Origin of the sequence: Bradyrhizobium sp. WYCCWR 12699, assembly GCF_032144035.1 — a bacterium.
Taxonomy (GTDB): Bacteria; Pseudomonadota; Alphaproteobacteria; order Rhizobiales; family Xanthobacteraceae; genus Bradyrhizobium.
This window is the reverse complement of record NZ_JAVTJN010000022.1, coordinates 21,559-43,806: the sequence shown is the minus strand read 5'-3', so window position 1 is coordinate 43,806 and position 22,248 is coordinate 21,559. Positions and strand designations below refer to the sequence as shown.

The 22,248-nt window shown below is 64.1% G+C and carries 27 protein-coding genes; 18 read left to right on the top strand and 9 right to left on the bottom strand.

The features are described 5' to 3' along the window. Window positions 1-586, top strand: a 586-nt coding sequence (locus RPS27_RS10070; protein ID WP_313753982.1) for a GyrI-like domain-containing protein, incomplete at its 5' end; no start/stop codon positions are given. 5 nt (window positions 587-591) lie between these two features. Beyond that, window positions 592-1,308: an SIMPL domain-containing protein gene (locus tag RPS27_RS10065; RefSeq protein WP_212068940.1), complete on the top strand. Its 717-nt coding sequence runs from the start codon at window positions 592-594 to the stop codon at window positions 1,306-1,308. 222 nt (window positions 1,309-1,530) lie between these two features. Here RPS27_RS10065 and RPS27_RS10060 read toward each other — a convergent pair whose 3' ends face one another. Beyond that, window positions 1,531-1,941 carry a hypothetical protein gene (locus tag RPS27_RS10060; RefSeq protein ID WP_313753981.1) on the bottom strand — a complete coding sequence of 137 codons (411 nt, stop codon included), beginning with the start codon at window positions 1,939-1,941 and terminating at the stop codon, window positions 1,531-1,533. Window positions 1,942-2,108: 167 nt separating this feature from the next. After that, window positions 2,109-3,173, bottom strand: a complete 1,065-nt coding sequence (locus RPS27_RS10055) for an MBL fold metallo-hydrolase (RefSeq protein ID WP_212068939.1) — start codon at window positions 3,171-3,173, stop codon at window positions 2,109-2,111. Between the two features lie 339 nt (window positions 3,174-3,512). Here RPS27_RS10055 and ffh point away from each other — a divergent pair, with 339 nt between their 5' ends. The 7 genes from ffh (at window position 3,513) to RPS27_RS10020 (ending at window position 9,450) form a co-directional block, all read left to right on the top strand. Continuing rightward, a complete protein-coding gene (ffh, locus tag RPS27_RS10050; protein WP_014490648.1) occupies window positions 3,513-5,060 on the top strand; it encodes a signal recognition particle protein in 1,548 nt (515 codons plus the stop codon). 86 nt (window positions 5,061-5,146) lie between these two features. Continuing rightward, complete coding sequence (gene rpsP / locus RPS27_RS10045) at window positions 5,147-5,479, top strand: 30S ribosomal protein S16 (RefSeq protein WP_014438992.1); 333 nt, start codon at window positions 5,147-5,149, stop codon at window positions 5,477-5,479. A 9-nt stretch (window positions 5,480-5,488) separates the two neighbouring features. Beyond that, window positions 5,489-6,049, top strand: coding sequence for a ribosome maturation factor RimM (rimM, locus tag RPS27_RS10040; protein ID WP_212068938.1), 561 nt, complete (start codon window positions 5,489-5,491; stop codon window positions 6,047-6,049). A gap of 119 nt (window positions 6,050-6,168) precedes the next feature. After that, window positions 6,169-6,924: a tRNA (guanosine(37)-N1)-methyltransferase TrmD gene (trmD, locus tag RPS27_RS10035; RefSeq protein ID WP_212068937.1), complete on the top strand. Its 756-nt coding sequence runs from the start codon at window positions 6,169-6,171 to the stop codon at window positions 6,922-6,924. 110 nt (window positions 6,925-7,034) lie between these two features. Then, window positions 7,035-7,418 carry a 50S ribosomal protein L19 gene (gene rplS, locus RPS27_RS10030; RefSeq protein ID WP_212068936.1) on the top strand — a complete coding sequence of 128 codons (384 nt, stop codon included), beginning with the start codon at window positions 7,035-7,037 and terminating at the stop codon, window positions 7,416-7,418. 321 nt (window positions 7,419-7,739) lie between these two features. Next, window positions 7,740-9,146 (top strand): 3-isopropylmalate dehydratase large subunit, encoded by a 1,407-nt coding sequence (gene leuC / locus RPS27_RS10025; protein ID WP_194405410.1) that lies wholly within the window; start codon window positions 7,740-7,742, stop codon window positions 9,144-9,146. Between the two features lie 94 nt (window positions 9,147-9,240). Further along, window positions 9,241-9,450, top strand: coding sequence for a hypothetical protein (locus tag RPS27_RS10020; RefSeq protein WP_194405409.1), 210 nt, complete (start codon window positions 9,241-9,243; stop codon window positions 9,448-9,450). A 77-nt stretch (window positions 9,451-9,527) separates the two neighbouring features. On the opposite strand, the gene RPS27_RS10015 is transcribed toward RPS27_RS10020, so the two are convergent. Continuing rightward, on the bottom strand, window positions 9,528-10,076 hold the full coding sequence (locus RPS27_RS10015) for a hypothetical protein (protein ID WP_212068935.1): 549 nt from the start codon (window positions 10,074-10,076) through the stop codon (window positions 9,528-9,530). Between the two features lie 178 nt (window positions 10,077-10,254). Between RPS27_RS10015 and RPS27_RS10010 the strand changes: the two genes are divergently transcribed. Beyond that, window positions 10,255-10,554, top strand: a complete 300-nt coding sequence (locus RPS27_RS10010; protein WP_211415099.1) for a DUF1330 domain-containing protein — start codon at window positions 10,255-10,257, stop codon at window positions 10,552-10,554. 4 nt (window positions 10,555-10,558) lie between these two features. Here RPS27_RS10010 and RPS27_RS10005 read toward each other — a convergent pair whose 3' ends face one another. Both RPS27_RS10005 and RPS27_RS10000 read right to left on the bottom strand, forming a co-directional pair. Next, on the bottom strand, window positions 10,559-10,819 hold the full coding sequence (locus tag RPS27_RS10005; protein ID WP_212068934.1) for a hypothetical protein: 261 nt from the start codon (window positions 10,817-10,819) through the stop codon (window positions 10,559-10,561). A 35-nt stretch (window positions 10,820-10,854) separates the two neighbouring features. Next, a complete protein-coding gene (locus RPS27_RS10000; RefSeq protein WP_212068983.1) occupies window positions 10,855-11,136 on the bottom strand; it encodes a hypothetical protein in 282 nt (93 codons plus the stop codon). A gap of 155 nt (window positions 11,137-11,291) precedes the next feature. Here RPS27_RS10000 and RPS27_RS09995 point away from each other — a divergent pair, with 155 nt between their 5' ends. Next, on the top strand, window positions 11,292-11,702 hold the full coding sequence (locus tag RPS27_RS09995) for a metallopeptidase family protein (RefSeq protein ID WP_194405406.1): 411 nt from the start codon (window positions 11,292-11,294) through the stop codon (window positions 11,700-11,702). On the opposite strand, the gene RPS27_RS09990 is transcribed toward RPS27_RS09995, so the two are convergent. Continuing rightward, the gene (locus RPS27_RS09990; protein WP_212068933.1) at window positions 11,678-12,496 is read right to left on the bottom strand and encodes a helix-turn-helix transcriptional regulator; all 819 of its coding nucleotides are present in this window, start codon (window positions 12,494-12,496) and stop codon (window positions 11,678-11,680) included. The genes RPS27_RS09995 and RPS27_RS09990 overlap by 25 nt on opposite strands. A 99-nt stretch (window positions 12,497-12,595) precedes the next feature. Between RPS27_RS09990 and RPS27_RS09985 the strand changes: the two genes are divergently transcribed. From RPS27_RS09985 to RPS27_RS09965, 5 genes are all read left to right on the top strand, one after another. Next, window positions 12,596-13,165 carry a pyridoxamine 5'-phosphate oxidase family protein gene (locus RPS27_RS09985; protein WP_212068932.1) on the top strand — a complete coding sequence of 190 codons (570 nt, stop codon included), beginning with the start codon at window positions 12,596-12,598 and terminating at the stop codon, window positions 13,163-13,165. Window positions 13,166-13,252: 87 nt separating this feature from the next. Continuing rightward, window positions 13,253-13,858, top strand: a complete 606-nt coding sequence (leuD, locus tag RPS27_RS09980) for a 3-isopropylmalate dehydratase small subunit (protein WP_027573022.1) — start codon at window positions 13,253-13,255, stop codon at window positions 13,856-13,858. Between the two features lie 81 nt (window positions 13,859-13,939). Next, entirely contained in the window at window positions 13,940-14,725 is a 786-nt protein-coding gene (locus RPS27_RS09975) for a hypothetical protein (RefSeq protein ID WP_194405402.1), read from the top strand. A gap of 15 nt (window positions 14,726-14,740) precedes the next feature. Further along, on the top strand, window positions 14,741-15,475 hold the full coding sequence (locus RPS27_RS09970; RefSeq protein ID WP_212068931.1) for an alpha/beta fold hydrolase: 735 nt from the start codon (window positions 14,741-14,743) through the stop codon (window positions 15,473-15,475). Between the two features lie 132 nt (window positions 15,476-15,607). Continuing rightward, window positions 15,608-16,027 carry a hypothetical protein gene (locus RPS27_RS09965; protein ID WP_212068930.1) on the top strand — a complete coding sequence of 140 codons (420 nt, stop codon included), beginning with the start codon at window positions 15,608-15,610 and terminating at the stop codon, window positions 16,025-16,027. A gap of 82 nt (window positions 16,028-16,109) precedes the next feature. On the opposite strand, the gene RPS27_RS09960 is transcribed toward RPS27_RS09965, so the two are convergent. Then, a complete protein-coding gene (locus tag RPS27_RS09960; protein ID WP_212068929.1) occupies window positions 16,110-17,786 on the bottom strand; it encodes a PAS domain-containing methyl-accepting chemotaxis protein in 1,677 nt (558 codons plus the stop codon). A gap of 238 nt (window positions 17,787-18,024) precedes the next feature. Here RPS27_RS09960 and RPS27_RS09955 point away from each other — a divergent pair, with 238 nt between their 5' ends. After that, on the top strand, window positions 18,025-19,278 hold the full coding sequence (locus tag RPS27_RS09955) for an AraC family transcriptional regulator (RefSeq protein ID WP_313753980.1): 1,254 nt from the start codon (window positions 18,025-18,027) through the stop codon (window positions 19,276-19,278). A gap of 80 nt (window positions 19,279-19,358) precedes the next feature. On the opposite strand, the gene RPS27_RS09950 is transcribed toward RPS27_RS09955, so the two are convergent. Further along, window positions 19,359-20,240 (bottom strand): HpcH/HpaI aldolase/citrate lyase family protein, encoded by an 882-nt coding sequence (locus RPS27_RS09950; protein ID WP_212068928.1) that lies wholly within the window; start codon window positions 20,238-20,240, stop codon window positions 19,359-19,361. A 121-nt stretch (window positions 20,241-20,361) separates the two neighbouring features. Here RPS27_RS09950 and RPS27_RS09945 point away from each other — a divergent pair, with 121 nt between their 5' ends. After that, window positions 20,362-21,006, top strand: a complete 645-nt coding sequence (locus RPS27_RS09945) for a carbonic anhydrase (RefSeq protein WP_194405397.1) — start codon at window positions 20,362-20,364, stop codon at window positions 21,004-21,006. Window positions 21,007-21,138: 132 nt separating this feature from the next. Here RPS27_RS09945 and RPS27_RS09940 read toward each other — a convergent pair whose 3' ends face one another. Then, complete coding sequence (locus RPS27_RS09940) at window positions 21,139-22,173, bottom strand: aspartate-semialdehyde dehydrogenase (RefSeq protein WP_211415108.1); 1,035 nt, start codon at window positions 22,171-22,173, stop codon at window positions 21,139-21,141. Between the last annotated feature and the right edge of the window lie 75 nt (window positions 22,174-22,248).

Here is a 22,248-nt window from a genome sequence, read left to right as displayed (position 1 = left end):
GCCGTCGCCTGCGGCCAGCGCTTCGCCGAGCCCGACGGCGTCGCCCTCGCCCGCAGCCAGCGCCTCACCGAGCCCGACGGCCCCGCCACCGGCGGCCGCCGCAACCCCCGCCCCGGTGCAGACCGCCGATCCGTTCGGCCTCGAGACCACGCTCGAGGCCAAGAAGGTCGTGATGGTCAAGGGCACCGCGAACTGGGACTCGGCCTTCGACACGCTGATCGACGCCTTCAAGGCGCTGAACACGCTCCTGGACAAGCAGGGCATCAAGCACGCCGGCAACGCGATGATCGTCTACACCTCGACCGACGATACCGGCTTCACCTTCCTGGCCGAGATCCCGGTCGAGCAGGATCCCAAGAATTTGCCCAAGGACATGAGCGTCGGCAAATCGCCGGAGGGCAAGGTGCTGAAATTCGTCCACCGCGGCTCCTACGACAACATGGACAACACCTACGAGGCGATCACCAATCACCTCGACGACAAGAGGCTGGAAGCCAAGGACACCTTCATCGAGGAATACCTGACCGATCCCCTGAAGACCGCTGAAGACAAGCTCGTGATCAACGTTTTCGTGCCGCTGAAATGAGAGACATGAAGAAGCCTGCCATCCTTGCTGCCTCCCTCGCCGCCGTTCTTGCCGTGACCCTGCCGGCAACGTCAGCGCTCGCCGACGATGTCGTCTCCGCCATTTCGGTGAGCGGCGAAGCCAGCGTGTCCGCGGCGCCGGATCTCGCGCAGATCGACGCCGGCGTCGCCAACGACGCCAAGACGGCGAAGGAAGCCTCCGACGCCAACAACGCCGCGATGGGCAAGGTGCTGCTGGCGCTGAAGGGCGCCGGCATCGCCGAGAAGGATTACCAGACCTCGCGCCTGTCGCTGCAGCCGCAATACGGCCAGAACAAATCCACCGGCGCATCCCCGGTGGTCGGCTTCCGCGCCAGCAATCGCGTCACAGTGAAGATCCGCGACGTGACCAAGGTCGCCGGCATCATCGACACGCTGGTTGCCGCCGGCGCCAACGACATCGGCAACATCTCCTTCGAGGTGACGCAGGCCTCGAAACTGCTCGACGACGCGCGCGAGCAGGCGGTGGCGGACGCCCACCGCAAGGCCGAGATCTACGCCAAGGCAACCGGAGCGACGCTGGGCGCACCGCTCAGCGTGTCCGAGGGCGGCGCGCCTGTGCCGCTGTTCAAGGGCCGCATGGCCGCAGCTCCCCTGGCCGCAGGCGCCGCCGTCGCGCCGGGCGAGGAGACGCTGTCTGTGACGGTGAATGTGAGCTGGGCGATCAAGGCGAAAGAGCAATAGCTCTCGTCATCTAATAAGTGACACATCGCCGCGACATCAACGGTGTCGTCCCCGCGAGCGCGGGGACCCATAACCACAGGGAGTGGTTATGACGCGACGCAGGTAACTCCGAAACTTCGCCACACATCCCCTGTGGTTATGGGTCCCGGATCTGCGCTTCGCTAGTCCGGGACCACAGCAATGTTTGGAGACAGCGGAGCTAAATCTCCACCACCTGCCTAATCAATCATTCGCGCTGATATCAGTAAAAAGGAACCCCGTCGGCGTCTTGGTAAAGACGAAGATGAGCTCGCCGCAGAAGACGAAGTAACTGTCGTTCTTGTAGTCATCGCGATCGTAGACGGCCTTGCCGCGCTGGATACACGCGCGATTTTTCGCCGTGAACGAGGTCCGATAGGTCTTGGCGCCAAATTGCGCGGCGTCGCGAATGGCGTTGTCGTTCATGAACGGCAATCGTGTCATAGCGGCGACGGCGGCGGAATCGTTTGCTTTCAGCGCTGCGCGAAACTTCTCGATGAAGCCATCGAATTCCTTCTGCAAGGCAGGAGAAGCGACGGCGTTCTTCGCCTGGACGACGGCAGGAGCAAGGCTCACGATAGCGGCTGCAAGCACAATTCTCAGCAAAAATCCCACAGGCCGGCTCCATCCATCAATCAAGGTCTTCCGACCGAATCCATGGTGTTTGGTTGCGTCATGGGCTTTCTGGTTCAATGGCGCAGAGCCGCATGAGCTTGTCGCTATGCGAGCAAAGCGGACATTGCTTTCGTCGCATCCCGCCGCCGGGCTTATGGGTACACGACCTAGATCTCCACCACCTGCCCCGGCTTCATCGCCACGAACCGCTCCTGCGGAATCTTCGCGGCATCCAGCGCTTCCACCAGCGCCTTCGCCGGCGCGTCGATCGCTTCATCCGTCAGCTGGAACGTGCCGTGATGGTGCCCGAGCGCGGCCTCGGCGCCGCAATCGGCCAGCGCCTTCACGGCGTCTTCCGGATTCATGTGCTGGTCGCGCATGAACCAGCGCGGCTCGTAGGCGCCGATGGGAAGGATGGCGAGGCGCAGCCTGCCGTGCTTCTCGGCGACGCGGCGGAAATGCCGGCCATCGCCGTAACCGGAATCGCAGACCACATAGATCTTCCCGGCCGGCGTCTCCAGGACAAAGCTCGCCCACAGCGCCTTGTTGCGATCGAACATGCCGCGCGCGCTCCAGTGCCGCGTCGGCACCAGATGCACGGCGATGCCGCCGCCGAGTTCGACGCGGTCGTGCCAGTCGAAGGCTTCCACCTTGATCGTGGAATCCCAGCTGCGCATCGTCACGTCGTTGCCGAGCGGGGTGACCACGCGCGGGGCAAAATTCTTGGTGAGCCGTGACAGCGTCGCGATGTCGAGATGGTCGTAATGGCCATGCGAGACCAGCACGACGTCGATCTTCGGCAGCTTCTCGAACGCGATGCCGGGATCGTTGTGCCGCTTCGGTCCGGCGAAGCTGACCGGCGAGACCCGCTCCGACCAGACCGGGTCAATGAGGATGTTGAGGCCGCCGGTCTGGACCAGCCAGCTGGCATGGCCGACGAAGGAGAGCCGCAACCGATCGCCGTCGACCCGCGCCGGCGGCGTGTCGGCATGGGGGCTGGGCGCCCAGTCGGGCCATTCGGCGCGATTCCGCTTGCCGCCGAGCTGCCAGCGCAGCACCTCGCGCAGCGACTTTGGCGGTGCGCCGTCCGGATCGAAGAAGGTCAGGCCGTCGAAATGATCGGAGACCGGGCCGTCATAGGTTTTCATGTAGGACATCCAGAGCGAGGGCACGCCGACCACCGCGCCGGCCCCGGCAAGCAGTCCGAACAGGCGGCGGCGGGTGATCGGCATGGGAACTTCAAGGGTGGTAACGGAGGCGGGTCATCGCCTCTATATGGGCGGACCCCCGCGAAAAGGAACCGGCCGCCAAAATTGCTCTCTTTTCAGGACCTTGGCCTGGCCGCGGCGCCCCGGCACCCTAACTTTCCTTGACTTTTGAGCGGGAGCGGCGTTTAACCCCGCCACTTTCTTGGAAAGGCTTTCTTTTCGACCCGCCGACCGGCCCTCGGGGCCGGAGGTCAACGCCCGACAGCGCTGTGCGCCCTCGGGCGCAAAGGTGTTTGGAAGATCGTTTGGCCAAGGAAGTGGTCATCCCCCGCGAAGGCGGGGGACAGCAACAGGACAACTTCATTGTTCGACAATCTGTCGGAACGGCTTGGCGGAATTCTCGATCGTCTGACGGGGCGCGGTGCGCTGACCGAAAAGGACGTCGACGCCGCGATGCGCGAGGTGCGCCGCGCGCTGCTGGAGGCCGACGTTGCGCTCGAGGTGGTCCGCAGCTTCACCGAGCGCGTCCGCGAGCAGGCGATCGGCGCCACCGTCGTCAAGTCGGTGACCCCCGGCCAGATGGTGGTCAAGATCGTCCATGACGAGCTGATCAACACGCTCGGCGCCGAAAGCCAGACCATCGACGTCAATTCCGTGCCGCCGGTGCCGATCATGATGGTCGGCCTGCAGGGCTCGGGCAAGACGACCACCACCGCAAAGCTCGCCCGCCGCCTGGTCCAGCGCGACAAGCGCAAGGTGCTGATGGCTTCGCTCGACGTCTATCGTCCGGCGGCGATGGAGCAGCTGGCCGTGCTCGGCCGCGATCTCGACATTCCGACCCTGCCGATCGTGGCGGGACAGCAGCCGCCGCAAATCGCCAAGCGCGCGCTGGAGGCCGGCAAGCTCGGCGGCTACGACATCGTGCTGCTCGACACCGCCGGCCGCACCACGCTCGACGAAGATATGATGGCGGAAGCGGCGGCGATCAAAGCCGCCGCCAATCCGCATGAAGTGCTGCTGGTCGCGGACAGCCTCACCGGCCAGGACGCCGTGAACCTCGCACGCGCCTTCGATCAGCGCGTCGGCCTCACCGGCATCGTGCTGACGCGCGTGGACGGCGACGGCCGCGGCGGTGCCGCGCTGTCGATGCGTGCCGTCACCGGCAAGCCGATCAAGCTGATCGGCACCGGCGAAAAGACCGACGCGCTGGAAGATTTCCACCCCGACCGTATCGCCGGCCGCATCCTCGGCATGGGCGACGTGGTCTCTCTGGTCGAACGCGCCGCCGCCAATATCGACGCCGAGAAGGCCGCGCGCACCGCCGAGCGGATGCGCAAGGGCCAGTTCGACCTCAACGACATGCGCGAGCAGCTGTTGCAGATGGCGAACATGGGCGGCATCAGCGGCCTGATGGGCATGATGCCCGGCATCGCCAAGATGAAGAACCAGATCGCGGCCGCCGGCATCGACGACAAGATTCTGAAGCGCCAGGTGGCGGTGATCGATTCCATGACGCGCGACGAGCGCCGTCATCCCGACCTGCTCAAGGCCAGCCGCAAGAAGCGCATCGCCGCCGGCTCCGGCCAAAGCGTCGAGCAGGTCAACAAGCTGCTCAAGATGCACCGGAACATGGCCGACGTGATGAAGGCCATGGGCTCGGGCAAGCGCGGCCCGCTCGCCGGCATCGCGCAGGCGATGGGCTTTGGCGGCGGCATGAAGATGCCCTCGCCCGAAGAGATGAAGGCGATGCAGGAAAAGATGCAGAGCGGCGGCGGCCAGGGTCTGCCCAGCCTGCCGAAGGATCTGCCGCCCGGTCTTCGCTCGGGCCTGCCGAATTTGCCGGGGCTAACGGGCCTCAGCGGCAAGCCGACGCTGCCGGGCCTCGGCGGTTTCCCCGGCAAGAAGAAATGAGTAATTCGTCGCGATGAGATCGCTTCGGTCTCACGGGACGCGGAATACCAATCAACCGAACAAACCGTATTTTGAAGGAGAACTAGATGTCCGTCGTTATCCGCCTCGCCCGCGCAGGCACCAAGAAGCGTCCCGTCTATCACGTCGTCGTCGCCGATTCGCGCTTTCCGCGCGACGGCCGCTTCATCGAGCGTCTCGGCTATTTCAACCCGCTGCTGCCGAAGGACAACGAGACCCGCCTGAAGCTCGACATGGACAAGGTGAAGGCCTGGCTCGCCAAGGGCGCGCAGCCGTCGGACCGCGTGTCCCGCTTCCTCGATGCCGCCGGCGTCAAGAAGCGCGAAGCGCGCAACAACCCCGAGAAGGCCGTGCCGCGCAAGGAGCGCAAGGCGCAGGCCGAAGCCGCCGCCAAGGGCTAAGGCTAGACCATGTCGGCGCTGGTCTGCGTCGCGCGGATCGGCGCCGCGCATGGTGTGCGCGGTGCGGTCAAGCTTTGGACTTTTACGGAAGATCCGTTTGCCGTCCGCCGCTACGGGCCCCTGCTGTCCAAGGATGGCAGGCGCCAGTTCGAAGTCGCGCAGGCGCGCGAGGCCAAAGATCATCTGGTCGCGACGTTCAAGGGCGTCACGACCCGCGATGAGGCCGAGCGCCTCAACGGCATCGAGCTCTACGTCGCGCGCGAAAAACTGCCCGCGACGGACGAGGACGAATATTACCACACTGATCTGATCGGGCTCGCCGCCGTCACCACGGGCGGCGATGCGCTCGGCCGCGTGCTCGCGATCCATAATTTCGGCGCCGGCGACATCATCGAAATCGCGCCGCCGAAGGGACCGACGATGCTGCTGCCGTTCTCGAATGCGGTGGTGCCGGAGGTCGACCTCAAAGCCGGCCGCGTGGTGATCGCGCTGCCGCAGGAGATCGAGGGCGATCGGGACGACGACAACGATCCCGCCCCGAGTCGTCCCGGCGAACGCGGGGACCCATAACCACAGGCCGTGGTTTTTTGGCTAAGCTGATAGCTCCGATCATCGCAAAATGACGTGCGGTGGTCATGGGTCCCGGGCTGGCGCTTCGCTCGCCCCGGGACGACGAGAACCGAGATCCGATGACCCATCCCTCTCCCTGGCGCGCGACTGTGCTGACGCTGTTTCCGGAGATGTTTCCGGGACCGCTCGGCGTGAGCCTTGCCGGGCGGGCGCTGGCCGCGGGACTCTGGCAGATCGAGGCGCGGGACATCAGGGCCTCCGCCACTGACCGCCACCGCAGCGTCGACGACACCCCCGCCGGCGGCGGACCGGGCATGGTGCTGCGGGCGGATGTGCTGGCGGCCGCGATCGACGCCGCCGAGATCGCACCGGCACGGCCGCGCCTGCTGATGAGCCCGCGCGGTCGGCCATTGACCCAGGCCAGGGTGACGGAGCTTGCCCGGGGCCCCGGTCCCCTGATCGTCTGCGGGCGCTTCGAGGGGATCGACCAGCGGGTGATCGACAAGCGGGGCCTGGAGGAGGTCTCGATCGGCGATTACGTGCTCTCGGGAGGCGAAATCGCAGCCTTAGCCCTGATCGACGCCTGCGTACGGCTGCTGCCGGGGGTGATGGGCAAGGAGGCCTCGGGAACCGAGGAAAGCTTCTCCGATGGCCTGCTGGAATACCCCCAATACACCCGCCCGCAGCTGTTCGAGGGGGTCCCGATCCCTGAGATCCTGAGCTCCGGGGACCACGCCAAGGTGGCGGCCTGGCGGCGGGCGCAATCCGAAGCCCTCACCGAGGCCCGGCGGCCCGATTTATGGGCCAAGATCCCGCCCAAGCCGGCGATTCGGGCTCGTCGCCAAAAAACGCCAAAAAACAAGACAGACGGGTGACAAACGCTCCGGCTTGCCTTATAGCAGCGGCCAAATCCGCAATGGCTGGATAGACGAATTTTGCGCAGCCCCCCGTTTCCAGGGCTGGGCGCGCCGATGGAGATTTACCCATGAACCTGATCAAGCAGCTCGAGCAAGAGCAATTCGACAAGCTGTCCGTCGGCAAGGACATTCCGGAATTCGGTCCCGGCGACACCGTGATCGTCAACGTGAAGGTCGTCGAAGGCGACCGCACCCGCGTGCAGGCCTATGAAGGCGTCTGCATCGGCCGTTCCGGCGGTGGCCTCAACGAGAGCTTCACCGTGCGCAAGATCTCCTACGGCGAAGGCGTCGAGCGCGTGTTCCCGGTGATGTCGCCGATGATCGACTCGATCAAGGTGGTGCGCCGCGGCAAGGTGCGTCGCGCCAAGCTCTATTACCTCCGCAACCTGCGCGGCAAGTCGGCCCGCATCGTCGAGAAGACCGAGCACGCCAAGGCTGCCGTCAACGAGTAAGCCTCGCTTCTCCAGGCACGTTTTCGAAAGCGCGGGGCTCGGCTCCGCGCTTTTTTGTTGCGTCAGCCGTGCGCTTCAAACCACTCGCGATTCCAGTTCGGCCTGCTATATATTCCTGGAATGTTTCCAGATCCGACCAGCCTCGCCCCCGTCCAGCGCATCGTCATCGACGATCGCTCGCGGCTGCCTGGCCGGTTCTTCGGCCGCTTCGCGACCTCGGCAACGTCAGAGCTTAGTCCAGCCTAACAGGCTGCGCTGACGATTTTGTTGCCCGCGCGATGCGCGCTTACCCGCTTCACACATTCTTCGGAGCTGACGCTCATGTCCAAGCCCACCACATTGTACGACAAGATCTGGAACGACCATCTGGTGCACGAAGCCGACGACGGCACCTGCCTGCTCTACATCGACCGCCACCTGGTGCACGAAGTGACCTCGCCCCAGGCGTTCGAAGGCCTGCGCGCGACGGGGCGCAAGGTTCACGCGCCGGAGAAGACGCTGGCCGTCGTCGACCACAACGTGCCGACCACCGATCGCACCAAGCCGAATCCCGATCCGGAGAGCATCGAGCAGATCAAGGCGCTGGCCGAGAACGCCAAGGAATTCGGCATCGAATATTACAACGAGTTCGACAAGCGTCAGGGCGTCGTCCACGTCATCGGCCCCGAGCAGGGCTTTACGCTGCCCGGCACCACCATCGTCTGCGGTGACAGCCACACCTCGACGCATGGCGCCTTCGGCGCGCTCGCGCACGGCATCGGCACCTCCGAGGTCGAGCACGTTCTGGCGACGCAGACGCTGATCCAGAAGAAGGCGAAGAACATGCGCGTCACCGTCGACGGCAAATTGCCTGACGGCGTGACGGGCAAGGACATCATCCTGGCCATCATCGGCGAGATCGGCACCGCCGGCGGCACCGGCTATGTGCTGGAATACGCGGGCGACGCGATCAGTGCGTTGTCGATGGAAGGCCGCATGACGGTCTGCAACATGTCGATCGAAGGCGGCGCCCGCGCCGGCCTCGTCGCGCCCGACCAGAAGGCGTTCGACTTCCTGCGGGGCCGTCCGAAGGCCCCGAAGGGCGCGGACTGGGATGCGGCCATGCGCTACTGGGAGAAGCTGCGCTCCGACGACGGTGCGCATTTCGACAACGAATTGCGCCTCGACGCGGCCAAGCTGCCGCCGATCGTGACCTGGGGCACGAGCCCCGAGGACGTGATCTCGGTGACCGGATTCGTGCCCGATCCTGATCAGATTGCGGACGAGGCCAAGCGCATCTCCAAGCATCGCGCGCTGAAATACATGGGCCTCACCGCGGGAACGAAGATCACCGACATCAAGGTCGACCGCATCTTCATCGGCTCCTGCACCAACGGTCGCATCGAGGATCTGCGCGCCGCCGCCAAGATCGCGGAGGGCAAGACCGTCTCGGCCAACGTCAATGCCATGGTCGTGCCGGGCTCGGGCCTCGTGAAGGAGCAGGCCGAGGCTGAAGGTCTCGACAAGATCTTCATCAAGGCCGGCTTCGAATGGCGCGAGCCGGGCTGCTCGATGTGCCTTGCGATGAACCCGGACAAGCTGGCGCCGGAAGAGCGCTGCGCCTCGACCTCGAACCGCAATTTCGAGGGACGCCAGGGTTTCAAGGGCCGCACCCATCTGGTGTCGCCGGCGATGGCGGCGGCGGCGGCGATCGCCGGTCACTTCGTCGACGTCAGGGACTGGCGCTAAGCCAATCCCAGCAATTGTAGCGATCGCGGCAAACCGCCGTTAAACGATGGCCTGACACTGTCGTCCTCGCGAGGTTTTCGCGAGGACGCGCGCCATGGCCAACAAGCCTGAATATGTCGACCTGATCAGCGAAGCCACGCGCCAGCACCGCCGGCGCGCGACGCCCTTGCGCATCGTCGCCAAGCCGGAGGTCGAGGAAACATCGAAGCTCAGCCGCTGGCCGCCCGCGATGTTCAGGCAGTGGAAGCTCGAGAATTTGATGCGGTGGAAGGCTTCGTCGTGGAAGCTGAAGGATTGGCTGTAGGCCGTCCAACCCCGACGTCATTCCGGGGCGCCCGACGGGCGACCCCGGAATCTCGAGCTGACGTCACCTCGCTCACATCACCAATAGTAGCGGTACGGATGGTGCCAGCGATGCCAGCGGCAGACGCGGCGGGGGCCGTAATAGGTCCAGATGATCCGGCAGCGGCGCGGATGGTGGTAGTAGGGATAATAGCCGCCGACATAATAGCGCCGGTGGAAGTGGCGGTGACCATAGTGCGGCCGATAGATTCCGTAGCGATGAAATCCGCCATAGCGGTGAACGCCGCCATAGCGATAGCCGCCGCCGTGGAAGGCCGGCGCGGCGCGGATGCCGCCGATATGAGCGCCGTGGAATCCACCGCCGCGGAAGCCGCCGATATGTCCGCCGCCACCGCGGAATCCACCGCCGCCGTGAAAATGTCCGCCCCCGCCATGTCCGCCGCCGCCATGGCGAACCTGCGTGACGAGATCGTCGCCCGCCGTCTTGGTCGCGGGTGACGTCGCCGGATTGATCAAGTTCAGCGCTTCAGCCCGACGCGCGGTCCCGGCCGTCAGCATCAGCGTCGCCGCAGCCGCAATCCCGAGCAGGCGCATCGGGCTTGCCTTGAGACCCATTATCCTCAGCATGGAAATCCTCCCTGAATCTAGACAGCGGAGTTGCGATGCTCGTTCCGGGCCCGCGTCATCCCTGTTCAATTGCAGTCGCTCCCGGGATTAAATTGCGGACAGCGATGTGAACGCGCCATGAATGAACGAAGCTGGCTGCGCGCTGCGGCGCTGTGCCGCGATGGGAGGAAGTCGTGAGATGACGGTCTACGCGATTGCACAATTGAAGATGACGGACCGCGCGGCCTATGACCGCTACCAGGCGCGGTTCTTCGACGTGTTCAGGAAGTACAATGGCCGGCTGCTCGCCGCCGACGAGCGCCCGCGCGTGCTCGAAGGAACCTGGCCGCACGACAAGCTCGTCATGATGTCGTTTCCCGACGAAGCGGCCTTCCTCGCCTTCTCGAACTCGCCCGACTACGAGGAGATCTCACGCGACCGCAAGGCGGGCGCAGAGGCCACCGTGCTGCTCGTCAAGGGTTTCGCGCCCGCCGGCTAGCGCGTCACCAGAACGGGCCGTAGCCGAACACGAAGGGTGCAGGCACGCCGTAGGGATAGGGACGGTAGTGCGCGGGCCGCGCGTAGTAGCGGGGATCACGACGCACGAGGGGCGGCACAACGTATTGCGGTCGCGCCGGACGCCGCACATCGAAAACCGCGATCCCGGCCGAGGCCTCCGGGATCGCCACCCGATGCGCCGCTGACGCGTAAGGCAGGCCGGTGGCAAGCGCGACGGCAACGGCCCATGCAAACCATCTCGCCATGATCACCCCACCGGGCTCCAACGCCGCGCGCCGCCCTAACCCGGGCGCCAGTAGCAGCTCACGCGCGGCACGATCACCGTGCCGCTCGGCCGGAATTCCTGCACATAGGTCGCGTTGCATTCGCGGACCGCATTGGGACCGGGATTGTAGCGCGGATAGACGCCGTCAGGGCTGTAATAGGGCGTGACGCGCAGGCGCGCCGGGTGGCGTTTGCGCGGCGGCGGGATCTCGTCCGGTGAGGCGGCCTGGGCCAGGCTGACGCCGGGGGCCGCCGTCTGCGCCTCCGCGCCAACGCAAAATTGCGAAAACAACCCCATGCACAGTAGCGTCAGCGCTGTTTTTGCTCGCATTTTTTCGCCCACCTGAAACGTCTCGTCGAGCGGCCACGCTCCCCGTTTTGGCGCCGCCCGTCAACCTTGCCGCATCTATAAAGCGGGATGCATCGCCAAGGAACCCGCGCTAAGAGGGACACATGTGGACGGAATTGAAAGCGCCCTCGCTGGCCGAGATGGAAGCGACGGCGCATGAGATCTTCGAAGGCCTGCCGGCGGAATTCCGCAAGCTCTGCGAGGGCGTGATCATCCGCGTCGACGACTTCCCGACCGAGGAGGTCCTGGACGAGATGGAGTGCGAGAGCGAGTTCGACCTGCTCGGCCTGTTCCAGGGCGTCGGCCTGCCGCAGCAGAGCCTGGGCGACGTGGCGCGGCTGCCCAACATGGTCTGGCTCTACCGCCGGCCGATCCTGGATTACTGGGCCGAGCACGACGAAAGCCTCGGCCACATCGTCCGCCACGTCCTGATCCACGAGATCGGCCACCATTTCGGTCTTTCGGACGACGACATGGAAGCGATCGAGGCTCAGGCGGAGCAGGACGCGGACTGACCAAGGCGCGGCGCAGAGAGAAGCATCGTCAGTCGATAATCGGACCACCCCGCGAGAGACAGCGACACCTGCTGATAGTGCAGGTAGCCCATGGTCGGATGATTGAACGCACGCTCGCCGCCTTCGCGAGCCAAGACCCCCTGCATGTCCCAGCAGCGCTCGAAATCGGGACTTTCTCGTCTCAGTTGCTCCACCAGCCAGCGAATCTCGGGATCATCCGAGTAGGCTGTCACCGCGGCACGGAACTCTGCAACGACGCGGCGCGCTCGGGAAGTCCAGTCGAGGATCAGGGTTCGAGCCTCAGGCCTCAGAAAGATGTAGCGCAGGAGATTCTTTTCGCCGTCTGCATCGAGCCATCCTGCAAACAGGAGGGACGCTTGTGCATTCCAGCGACGCGCACGCCATGTGCGATCGAGGACATAGGCCGGTCCATCGATCGCATCGACACAGGCCAGGATTTCTTCAGGCGGATCATCCCTTGTGCTGGGACGTTCGGGATCGCGCTTGCCCGCAACCTCGAACAGGTAGCTGCGCTCGGCGCGTGACAGACGCAATCCGTGCGCGAGGCGCGAAAGTGCCGCCGCGGAGACGGACACGTCACGCCCCTGCTCGATCCACGTGTACCAAGTGACGCTCAATCCGCAGAGCTGCGCGACCTCTTCTCGCCGAAGTCCGGGCGTGCGCCGTCGCGATCCACCGGCGAGGCCGAATTCTGCGGGTGACTGGCGCTCCCGGAGCGCCCGCAAGAACGCGCTGAGCGAGAGAGCGGGGGCGGCTGGATCCTGTCCTTTCATAGTGGTAATTATACTAGCATAATATAGGTTCTCAAACTGGTATTAGCCGCGTGCTAGCTTTCCGTCGTTATTTCGTCGCTGCGCAGAGGACGCACGGGCATGGGCAAGCAATTCACGCGGATCGAGCCGGAGCACAGGACTTTCATCGAGGGGCAGAAGATCTTCTTCGTTGCCAGCGCCCCGCCCAAGGGACGGATCAATGTGTCCCCCAAGGGCCTGTCCTCATTCCGGGTGCTCGGAGACAATGATGTCGCCTATCTCGACGTCACTGGCAGCGGCAGCGAGACCCGCGCGCACCTGATGGCTTCTGACGACAAGCGGCTGACCATCATGTTTTGCGCCTTCGATGGCGCCCCGATGATCCTGCGCCTTTATGGCCAAGGCCGGTCGCTCATGCGAGGCACGCCTGATTACGCCGACCTTGCCCCTCGGTTCGAGGACGTCGCCGGGGCACGTCAGATCATACGCCTCTCGATCGACCTCGTGCAGACGTCGTGCGGCATGGGCGTGCCACTGTTCGACTACAAGCAAGAGCGTGGCAGCCTCGTGCGCTACTGGACCAAGCAGGGCCTCGACAATTTGCGAAAGTACTGGGGCCTGAAGAACATGAAGAGCATCGACGGTCTGCCGACCGGCTTTGCGCCTGACCGGATGGCCCCTCAGGGCTGACAGACCAAGGTTGCCGATTCCGGCCTAGGATTTGTGTGCCAACCGGGCTAAACAGCCCTCCCCTGACGACAAACCGGGAAGCCCAAGATGGACAAGTTCACCACGCTGGAAGGCGTCGCGGCGCCGCTGAAGATCATCAATGTCGACACCGACATGATCATTCCGAAGCAGTACCTGAAGACCATCAAGCGCACCGGCCTTGGCAAGGGGCTGTTTTCCGAGCAGCGCTACAAGGACGACGGCAGCGAGAACCCGGATTTCGTGCTGAACCAACCCGCCTATCGCAACGCGAAGGTGCTGGTCGCCGGCGACAATTTCGGCTGCGGCTCGAGCCGCGAGCACGCCCCCTGGGCGCTGCTCGACTTCGGCATCCGCTGCGTGATCTCGACCTCGTTCGGCGACATTTTCTACAACAACTGCTTCAAGAACGGCATCCTGCCGATCCGCGTCTCCCAGGAAGACCTCGACAAGCTGTTCGACGACGCCGAGCGCGGCGCCAACGCGACGCTGACGATAGACCTGCCGAACCAGGAGATCCGCGGCCCCGACGGCGGCAAGGTCAAGTTCGAGATCGACCCGTTCCGCAAGCATTGCCTGATCAACGGCCTCGACGACATCGGCCTGACGATGGAGAAGAAGGCCTCGATCGACTCTTACGAGGACAAGCTCAAGCGCGAACGCGCCTGGGCCTGAGACCGCTCTTTGCTTCGAGCCCCGGTGCCGTCAGCGCCGGGGCTTTTTCTTTGCCTTGGTTATCCCGTATAGCTTCGCCGCATGCTCCCCGAGATCGTCACCTTCTGGCATGGCCCGATGGACGCGCTGCGCCAGACCTGTCTGCGCTCGCAGTTGGCGGCCGGCCACAAGGTCACCGTCTACAGCTTCGACACCATTCCCGGCCTTCCCGCCGGCGTCGCCAACGCGGATGCCGAGGCGATCCTGCCGCATGCGTTCTCCGAACGGCTGCGGCCGCCGCAGCCGGACGGCAGCTGGCGCGACTGGACCATTCTGCAATTCAGCGACTTCTTCCGCATGAAGCTGATGGCGAAGGGCCTCGGCCTCTGGCTCGATGCCGACGTGCTGCTCTTGAAGCCCGTCGAGATCGATCCGGCAAAACCCTATTTCGCCTGGGAGCGACCGCGCCAGCTCGGCAATTCCGTGATCTATCTGCCGCCCGCGCACGGCATCGTCGCCGCCTTCGAAGAGCTGATGGAGCAGGAGGAGCTGACGCCGAACTGGCTGTCGATCCGCCATCGCGTCACCTTCATGATGCGTCGCCTGCGCGGCGGCTCGAACCGCCTCTCGGACATTCGTGTCGCGATCTACGGACCCGCAGCCCTGACCGCGCTGGCGCGCCGCACCGGCGAATTGCAATACGCGCTGCCGAAGCAGTCGTTCTATGCCGTGCATGCCGAGCCGAAATTGTTCTTCGATCCCTCGAGCTATCTCGGCCTCGTCACCAGCCCCGAGATCATCGGCCTGCACATCTCGCCGAAGGGCCGCGGCGGCGAAAAGCCGATTCCGGGCAGCCTATATGCCTGGGCGACGGAGCGGTTTGGCTAGGGATATGATCCACCGATGAGCAATCGGATTTTCCTTCACGGCGTACCGAATACCCCCGCAATTTGGCAGCCGCTGATCGACCAGCTAGGGCAACCTGTGACCACGCCCTGCTTGCCCAATTTCTGCGGGCCCGCGCCCGATGGCTTCGACTGCACCAAGGATGCCTATGCGCAGTGGCTCGTTGGATTCCTGGAAAGCCGATACAACAGCGAGGGTCCGATCGACTTGGTCGGCCACGATTGGGGAGCACTGCTTACGCTGCGGGCAGCATCGCTGCGTCCCGACTTGATCCGCTCATGGACGATCTGCGGTGCGGCGATCGATCCTGCCTATCGCGGCCACCTGCTCGCTCGACTTTGGAATACGCCCGTGGTCGGCGAAGTCATCATGGCGATGCCCTCACGTTCGACGATGGAACGTGGCTTCCGCCGCGGCGGAGTACCGGCCGAGCTGGCGCAGCATGAGGCATCGGCTTGGAGCCCGCTCATGCGTCGGGCGATCCTTGCGCTGTATCGCTCCGCGAACGGTCTACGCTTCGCAGGCGACTGGGTCGATCGCCTGCGCAACCTCCCGAAACGGGGCTTGGTGGTATGGGGCGGCCGTGACCCATACGTTTCCGTCTCCGTCGCAGAACGCTTTGCCGAGAAGCAAAGGTGCAAGGTTCACATCGAAGCGGATGCAGGCCATTGGCAGATCGTCGAGAAGGCTGAGACCATTGCCGGGGTTCTCCTGACGCACTGGCGCTCATGACTGCACCGCTCCACGGAGATCGCAGAGAGATTGGCCCTCCCTCGGGGTTCATACCAGTTTGATCCAGCGCAACGCGCCCCTGCATCATTGTGCTTAATTCGCTCCAGTTCCGCTGTCCGAAGGGAGCTTTCCATGAGCACCGCAAGCAGGCCATATCCGATCGTCCAGGACCTCATCGAGTCCTTTGCGAGCTGGCTGAAGCACCGCCGCGAGATGAACGAGATGCGGCAGCTCGACCGCGCCGATTTCGACCGGATCGCGAGCGATTTGCGGATCGCGCCCGACGATCTGGAAGAGCTGGTCCGTCACGGCAGGCATTCCGCCGACGAGCTGCCGATGATGCTGCAGCAGCTCGGCATCAGCGCCGAAGGGCTCGGCCGCGCGCAGCCGCTGCTGCTCCGCGACATGGAGCGGGTCTGCACGCTGTGCAATCACAAGGGACAATGCGACCGCGATCTCGCCGACGGCACCGCCGCGGAGAATTATCGCGGCTATTGCGCCAATGCCTCGACGCTGGAATCGCTCGACCGCGCCGACGTCGCACCGCGCTGAGGCGGCGCAACGGATTTTCCGACCGGAGACGTCTGTCTCCATTTGCGTAGCGGAACGCGCGCGGACGCATCAGGCCGCCTGATCAAGCCCGATCGGCCATCGCAGCGGCCTCGGCCGCAGCGCGCTGCATGCTGGTCGACATCTCATTCGTCACCGTGCTCTGCTCCTCGATCGCCGCGGCGGTCGACGTCACGTATTCGCTGACATTGTTGATCGCCTGCTTGATCGCACTCAGGGCACTGACGACATCACCCGAGATCTGGTTGAGGCTGCCGATTTCCTGGGCGATCTTGTCGGTCGCCTGCTTGGCCTGGTTGGCGAGGCCCTTCACTTCGGAGGCGACCACTGCAAAGCCGCGGCCGGCTTCACCGGCACGCGCCGATTCGATCGTCGCGTTGAGCGCGAGCAGGTTGATCTGGCCGGTGATGTTGTTGATCATCTCGACGATCCCGCTCATTGCCTGCGCGGCGTCGGTGAGGCGCTGGGCCTGCGCGTCGGCCGAAGAGACACGGTCCACCGCGCCCACCGCAGTTTCGCGCGACTTGGTCATGGCTTCGGAAATTTCCCGCACCGAGGCGTTGAGCTCTTCCGAACCGGCTGCGACCGATTCCATCATGGCGCGGACGCGCTCGTTGCCCATGCGGACCAGCACCTGCTTGGTGGTGTCGGTGGCGTATTTCACGACCTTGAACGGCTTGCCGTTGAGGTCGAGGATCGGATTGTAGGAGGCCTGGATGTAGACCTCCTTGCCGCCCTTGCCGATGCGCTTGTATTCGGCCGCCTGGTATTCGCCGCGATTCAGCGCGGCCCAGAACTCGCGATAGGGCCCGCTCTCGCGCTCATTGGGCTCGACGAACATGCTGTGATGCTGGCCCTTGATCTCGGCCAGGGAATAGCCGACTGCGCCCAGGAAATTGGCATTCGCCGTGATGATCGTGCCGTCCATGTTGAACTCGATCACGGCCTGGGCCTTGTCGATCGCCGCGATCTGACCGGCGAGATCGGCGTTCTGCAGCTTCTGCGCCGTGACGTCGGTTGCGAACTTGACGACGCCGAAGGGCTTGCCCGTGTCGTCCATCACCGGGTTATAGCTCGCCAGGATCCACACCTCGCGGCCGCCTTTGCCGATGCGCTTGAACTCGCCGGCCTGGTACTCACCGCGGTTGAGCTTCTCCCAGAACTCGCGATAGGCCGCGCTATCGCGGTCTGCCTGCGGCATGAACAGGCTGTGGTGCTTGCCCTCGATCTCGGCCAGCGAATAGCCGAGAGCCTTGCAGAAATTCTCGTTGGCGGTGACGACGGTGCCGTCGAGCTTGAACTCGATCACGGCCTGGGCCCGATCGATGGAGGCGAGCTTGGACGCATCGGCCATGCTGCGCAGCTTCTTCGCCGTGATCTCGGTTGCGATCTTGACCACCTTGACCGGCCTGCCGGCACCATCGAGCACCGGGTTGTACGACGCCTCGATCCAGATCTCATGGCCACCATTGGCGAGGCGCTTGAATTCGCCCGCCTGGAATTCGCCACGCCGCAGCGCCGCCCAGAACGCCTGATAATCCGCGCCCTCACGTTGGTCGACCGGCACGAACATGGAATGGTGCTTGCCCTGGATCTGATCGAGACCATAACCGAACGCGGTCAGGAAGTTCTTGTTCGCCGTGACGATCGTACCGTCCATGGCGAACTCGATCATGGCCTGCGAGCGACCGACCGCATCAATCTGCGCCTGCGCATCGCCGTGGGACTTGCGACCAAACATTCTTTTGCTCCGAAATTGTCGTTGCGTCCGCAACGCATGCGCGAACCGGACTTCAGCACGCATTGTCTCGCCGCGGAGCGCGCTCGGTTGGAGCGTCGCTCGACGGGCAAGCCGTGCGAATGAAGCAGGTATCTGAATCGAATTATCAGAGTATTTGTCCGATCGCAGACACAATGGCCGCATTTTGCCAGGCCGATTAACCTGACTGCGACACACGACCACCTCGGCCGCGTCGCTGGTGCTGAACTGCGAAGCTCACGCTAAATTCGTTATCGGTATTCGGCAAAACGTCGATCGCCAGACATCGAATGCGCAGCTCGAAAGCCCGCACATGGCTGGTCTGCGAGCGAAACGAAGCGATCTTCGTCGCACGAAAATCTCCGGCAATTTGTCGCAGGAGCAAGCAAGTGGCCGCATTTCGCTTGGCAACGGATCATTCCGCTCGCTAGCTATTCCCTGCAATCTCCAATTGGTAGCGCTCGGATTCCGATTGGGTAGTTTGAGCGTTCGGGGAACTGATTTGGGCGCCGTCTCATACCTTGACCGCTATCCCTTGCTTCGATCGCGTGACAGCGAGTTCGCGCGCGATCGCCTGTTCTCGGCGTATGGTGCCGATCGGTTTGGCAAGCAGGGGCATGAATTCGGCATCCAGGCCAATTTTGCCCGCCTGAATTCCATCGGCCTCGCGTTCTGCGCCTATGACGGCGCGGCATCCTTGTCATTTCCTGAATCGGAGATCCTCCGCCAGTTCTTCTCCATCCAGGGAGCTGCGGGCTTCAAGACCAAGGGGAATAGCCGGCCTCTCGAGGCCTGGAGTCCGATCATCTCCGGAGACGCCAGGCTCGATCTCGACTTCGCACCGGGCTACCGCCAATTGGTGCTGAGGATCGATGTCCCGGCTATCTCGCGCCTGTTGAACAGCCTGCTCGGCGACGATTGCGGCATGACCTTGCGTTTCGCCTCGGGCGACGCCGACCCGGCGGTCATGACGCAGATGCGCCATGACGTTTTCAGATTTGCCGAGGAGCTGGAAAGGTTCGGGCAGGATTACTCGCCCATCGCCATCGCCGAACTCGAGCGGGCGCTGATGGTCCGGATTCTCCTGGCGCATCGACACAATTTCTCCGATCGGCTGCAGCGCTCCGCGCCGAGAACCAACCGGTCCGTGGTCGACATCGTGGAGTCCTATATCGAGGCCCATTGGGACGAACCTCTCGATCTCCAGGTGATCGCCGAGGTCGCCAATGTGAGCTTGCGGACGGTGTTCCGGGAGTTCGCCGAGTCCGGACGGGGATCACCAGGCCAGTTCGCGCGACGCGTCCGGCTTCATCGCGCGGCAGAGCTGTTGCGACGGCCTGATGCGCAGACCAGCGTGCTGGCCGTGGCGTTCAAATGCGGCTTTCGAAATCTCGGACGCTTCGCATCCGAATATCGTCAGGCCATCGGCGAGCTGCCATCCGAGACGCTGAAGAATTCACGACGACGGCAATAGGGACGCAGGCAGGCGACAGCGGCGCCTCGCTGCGCGTGAGCGGCGCCTGGTCGCGAATGGCGCGGCGACGCGATAGGCCTTCAACCCTTCCCCATCGCCGCGATCGCGTCCGCGATGGCGATCGTGCGGCGGGCCATGTCGGCGTGCAGGCGTTCCACCATTGCACCATCGAGGCGGATCGCGCCGCGCGAGACATTCTCCGGCAGCTCGAATGCCGCGATGATTTTTCGCGCGCGCGCGACTTCCTCCTCCGGGGGCGTGAAGATCGCGTTGCAGGCGTCGATCTGCGAGGGGTGGATCAGCGTCTTGCCGTCGAAGCCGAGATCGCGGCCCTGTGCGCATTCGGTGGCGAAGCCGTCGGGGTTGGCGATATCGCTGTAGGGGCCGTCGAGGATTTCGAGGCCATGAGCGCGGCTCGCCAGGATGCAATGGGTGATCATCGGGATCATCGCGGCGCGGCCGGGCAGCATCCTGATCCGCGTCTCGCGCGAGATGTCGTTGGGGCCGAACACGAAGCCTTCGAGCCGCCGCGACTTATCGCGCCCGGCCTCGGCGAGCTCCTCCGCATGCAGCACGGCGCGCGCCGTCTCGATCATGGCCCAGACCTTCACCGTCGGCGCCGCGCCGAGCTCGGTGAGACGCAGGCCGATGGTGTCGAGATCTTCGATGCTTGAAACTTTCGGAATCAGGATGCCGTCAGGCGAGGCCTTGGCGGCCATCGCGACGTCATCAGCCCACCAGGGCGTGTCGAGGCCGTTGGTCCGGATCAGAATCTCGCGCTTGCCAAAGCCCTTGGCTGCGATCGCGGCGGCGATGCCGTCGCGCGCCGCCGCTTTGGCATCGGGGGCGACGGAATCCTCGAGATCCAGGATGAGGCCGTCGGCGGCCAGATTGCGCGCCTTTTCCAGCGCGCGGGGATTGGAGCCTGGCATGAACAGATGGCTGCGGCGCGGGCGGGTCATGCGGGCGTTCCTTCCGGTTGTCTTGGCGGTTTCCTAGCGGCGTCCTGGCGGAGCGGATAGCACTTGGCCTGCCTCTTCGAAAGGCTTGTTCACCCCAGCGGTATATGATTAGGCATAGGCCATGATGACATTCCCGAAGCATTTGCTGGAAGGCTACCAGGCCTTCGCCACCCAGCGGCTGCCGACCGAGCAGACCCGCTATCGCGAACTGTCGGTGAAGGGACAGTTCCCGGAAGTGATGGTGATCGGCTGCTGCGACAGCCGCGTCTCGCCCGAGGTGATCTTCGACGTCGGCCCGGGCGAATTGTTCGTGGTCCGCAACATCGCCAATCTGGTGCCGGTGTATCAGCCCGACGGCAACGCGCACGGCGTCTCGGCGGCGCTGGAATATGCGGTGACGGTGCTGAAGGTGAAGCACATCGTCATCCTCGGCCACGCTCAATGCGGCGGCATCCGCGCCTTCGTCGACAAGATCGAGCCGCTGACGCCCGGCGACTTCATCGGCAGATGGATGCAGATGTTCATCAAGCCGGGCGAAGTGGTCGAGCAGCGCGACCACGAGACCATGGCGCAGTTCGTCGAGCGCATCGAGAAGGCCGCGGTGTTCCGTAGCCTGGAAAACCTGATGACGTTCCCGTTCGTGCGCAAGGCCGTGGAGAGCGGCCAGATGCAGACCCACGGCGCCTATTTCGGCGTCGCGGAGGGATCGCTGTTCGTGCTGGACAAGACGAGCAAGGAATTCAGGAACGCGCGGGCCGTGGCGTAGGCCACCACTCTCGTAGGGCGGATTAACGAAGCGTAATCCGCCGCTGTTCGTATCCGCAGTGACAGAAGAGGTGGATTACGCCAAGCGGACTGCGCTTCGCGCAGCCGCGGGCTAATCCGCCCTACGGCAGCGTCAGGCCGCCTTCTTCTTCGCGCTGATCAGCTTGCGGTTGATCAGGACTTCGGCGATCTGGATCGCGTTGAGGGCTGCGCCCTTGCGCAGATTGTCCGACACGCACCACAGCGCGAGGCCGTTCTCCACCGTCGCGTCCTCGCGGATGCGGCTGATATAGGTCGCGTCTTCGCCGGCCGCCTCATACGGCGTGGCGTAGCCGCCGGGCTCCTGCTTGTCGATGACGAGACAGCCGGGCGCCTTGCGCAGGATATCGCGGGCTTCGTCGGCGCTGATCGGATTCTCGAACTCGATGTTGACGGCCTCGGAATGGCCGACGAACACCGGCACGCGCACGCAGGTCGCGGAGAGCTTGATCCTGGGATCAAGGATCTTCTTGGTCTCCGCCATCATCTTCCACTCTTCCTTGGTGTAGCCGTCCTCCATGAAGACGTCGATCTGGGGGATGACGTTGAAGGCGATGCGTGCAGGAAACTTCTTATTGACGATCTCGCTGTTGGTGTAGACGGCCTTGGTCTGCGAGAACAATTCGTCCATCGCATCCTTGCCGGCGCCCGACACCGATTGATAGGTCGAGACCACGACGCGCTTGATGACCGCCTTGTCGTGCAACGGCTTCAGCGCGACCACGAGCTGCGCGGTCGAGCAGTTCGGGTTGGCGATGATGTTCTTCTTCTTGAAGCCTTCGGTCGCGGCCGCATTCACCTCGGGCACGATCAGCGGCACGTCCGGGTCCATGCGCCAGGCCGAGGAATTGTCGATCACCACCGCGCCGGCGGCGCCGATCTTCGGCGACCATTCCTTCGACACCGAGCCGCCCGCCGACATCAGGCAGATGTCGACATCGGAGAAATCAAAGTGCTCGAGCGCTTTGACCTTCAGGGTGCGGTCGCCATAGGAGACCTCGACGCCCATGCTGCGGCGAGAGGCGAGGGCCACGACCTCGTCCGCGGGGAATTTGCGCTCATCCAGGATGTTGAGCATTTCCCGTCCGACATTGCCGGTCGCGCCGACGACTGCGACTTTGTAACCCATCGTTCACTCTCCGATGAAAAAGCCCGTTCCTGAAGCTCGCGCTTAAACAGGAAGAGCAGCGCTTCTATGCGAGAA

What these genes read in the sequence shown, in the direction of transcription:
- RPS27_RS10065 (WP_212068940.1), top strand. Translation starts at nt 592, where the DNA reads ATGAAGAAGCCTGCCATCCTTGCTGCCTCCCTCGCCGCCGTTCTTGCC.
- RPS27_RS10055 (WP_212068939.1), bottom strand. Translation starts at nt 3,173, where the DNA reads ATGCCGATCACCCGCCGCCGCCTGTTCGGACTGCTTGCCGGGGCCGGC.
- rpsP (WP_014438992.1), top strand. Translation starts at nt 5,147, where the DNA reads ATGTCCGTCGTTATCCGCCTCGCCCGCGCAGGCACCAAGAAGCGTCCC.
- rimM (WP_212068938.1), top strand. Translation starts at nt 5,489, where the DNA reads ATGTCGGCGCTGGTCTGCGTCGCGCGGATCGGCGCCGCGCATGGTGTG.
- trmD (WP_212068937.1), top strand. Translation starts at nt 6,169, where the DNA reads ATGACCCATCCCTCTCCCTGGCGCGCGACTGTGCTGACGCTGTTTCCG.
- rplS (WP_212068936.1), top strand. Translation starts at nt 7,035, where the DNA reads ATGAACCTGATCAAGCAGCTCGAGCAAGAGCAATTCGACAAGCTGTCC.
- leuC (WP_194405410.1), top strand. Translation starts at nt 7,740, where the DNA reads ATGTCCAAGCCCACCACATTGTACGACAAGATCTGGAACGACCATCTG.
- RPS27_RS10020 (WP_194405409.1), top strand. Translation starts at nt 9,241, where the DNA reads ATGGCCAACAAGCCTGAATATGTCGACCTGATCAGCGAAGCCACGCGC.
- RPS27_RS10015 (WP_212068935.1), bottom strand. Translation starts at nt 10,076, where the DNA reads ATGCTGAGGATAATGGGTCTCAAGGCAAGCCCGATGCGCCTGCTCGGG.
- RPS27_RS10010 (WP_211415099.1), top strand. Translation starts at nt 10,255, where the DNA reads ATGACGGTCTACGCGATTGCACAATTGAAGATGACGGACCGCGCGGCC.
- RPS27_RS10005 (WP_212068934.1), bottom strand. Translation starts at nt 10,819, where the DNA reads ATGGCGAGATGGTTTGCATGGGCCGTTGCCGTCGCGCTTGCCACCGGC.
- RPS27_RS10000 (WP_212068983.1), bottom strand. Translation starts at nt 11,136, where the DNA reads ATGGGGTTGTTTTCGCAATTTTGCGTTGGCGCGGAGGCGCAGACGGCG.
- RPS27_RS09995 (WP_194405406.1), top strand. Translation starts at nt 11,292, where the DNA reads ATGTGGACGGAATTGAAAGCGCCCTCGCTGGCCGAGATGGAAGCGACG.
- RPS27_RS09990 (WP_212068933.1), bottom strand. Translation starts at nt 12,496, where the DNA reads ATGAAAGGACAGGATCCAGCCGCCCCCGCTCTCTCGCTCAGCGCGTTC.
- RPS27_RS09985 (WP_212068932.1), top strand. Translation starts at nt 12,596, where the DNA reads ATGGGCAAGCAATTCACGCGGATCGAGCCGGAGCACAGGACTTTCATC.
- leuD (WP_027573022.1), top strand. Translation starts at nt 13,253, where the DNA reads ATGGACAAGTTCACCACGCTGGAAGGCGTCGCGGCGCCGCTGAAGATC.
- RPS27_RS09975 (WP_194405402.1), top strand. Translation starts at nt 13,940, where the DNA reads ATGCTCCCCGAGATCGTCACCTTCTGGCATGGCCCGATGGACGCGCTG.
- RPS27_RS09970 (WP_212068931.1), top strand. Translation starts at nt 14,741, where the DNA reads ATGAGCAATCGGATTTTCCTTCACGGCGTACCGAATACCCCCGCAATT.
- RPS27_RS09965 (WP_212068930.1), top strand. Translation starts at nt 15,608, where the DNA reads ATGAGCACCGCAAGCAGGCCATATCCGATCGTCCAGGACCTCATCGAG.
- RPS27_RS09960 (WP_212068929.1), bottom strand. Translation starts at nt 17,786, where the DNA reads ATGTTTGGTCGCAAGTCCCACGGCGATGCGCAGGCGCAGATTGATGCG.
- RPS27_RS09950 (WP_212068928.1), bottom strand. Translation starts at nt 20,240, where the DNA reads ATGACCCGCCCGCGCCGCAGCCATCTGTTCATGCCAGGCTCCAATCCC.
- RPS27_RS09945 (WP_194405397.1), top strand. Translation starts at nt 20,362, where the DNA reads ATGATGACATTCCCGAAGCATTTGCTGGAAGGCTACCAGGCCTTCGCC.
- RPS27_RS09940 (WP_211415108.1), bottom strand. Translation starts at nt 22,173, where the DNA reads ATGGGTTACAAAGTCGCAGTCGTCGGCGCGACCGGCAATGTCGGACGG.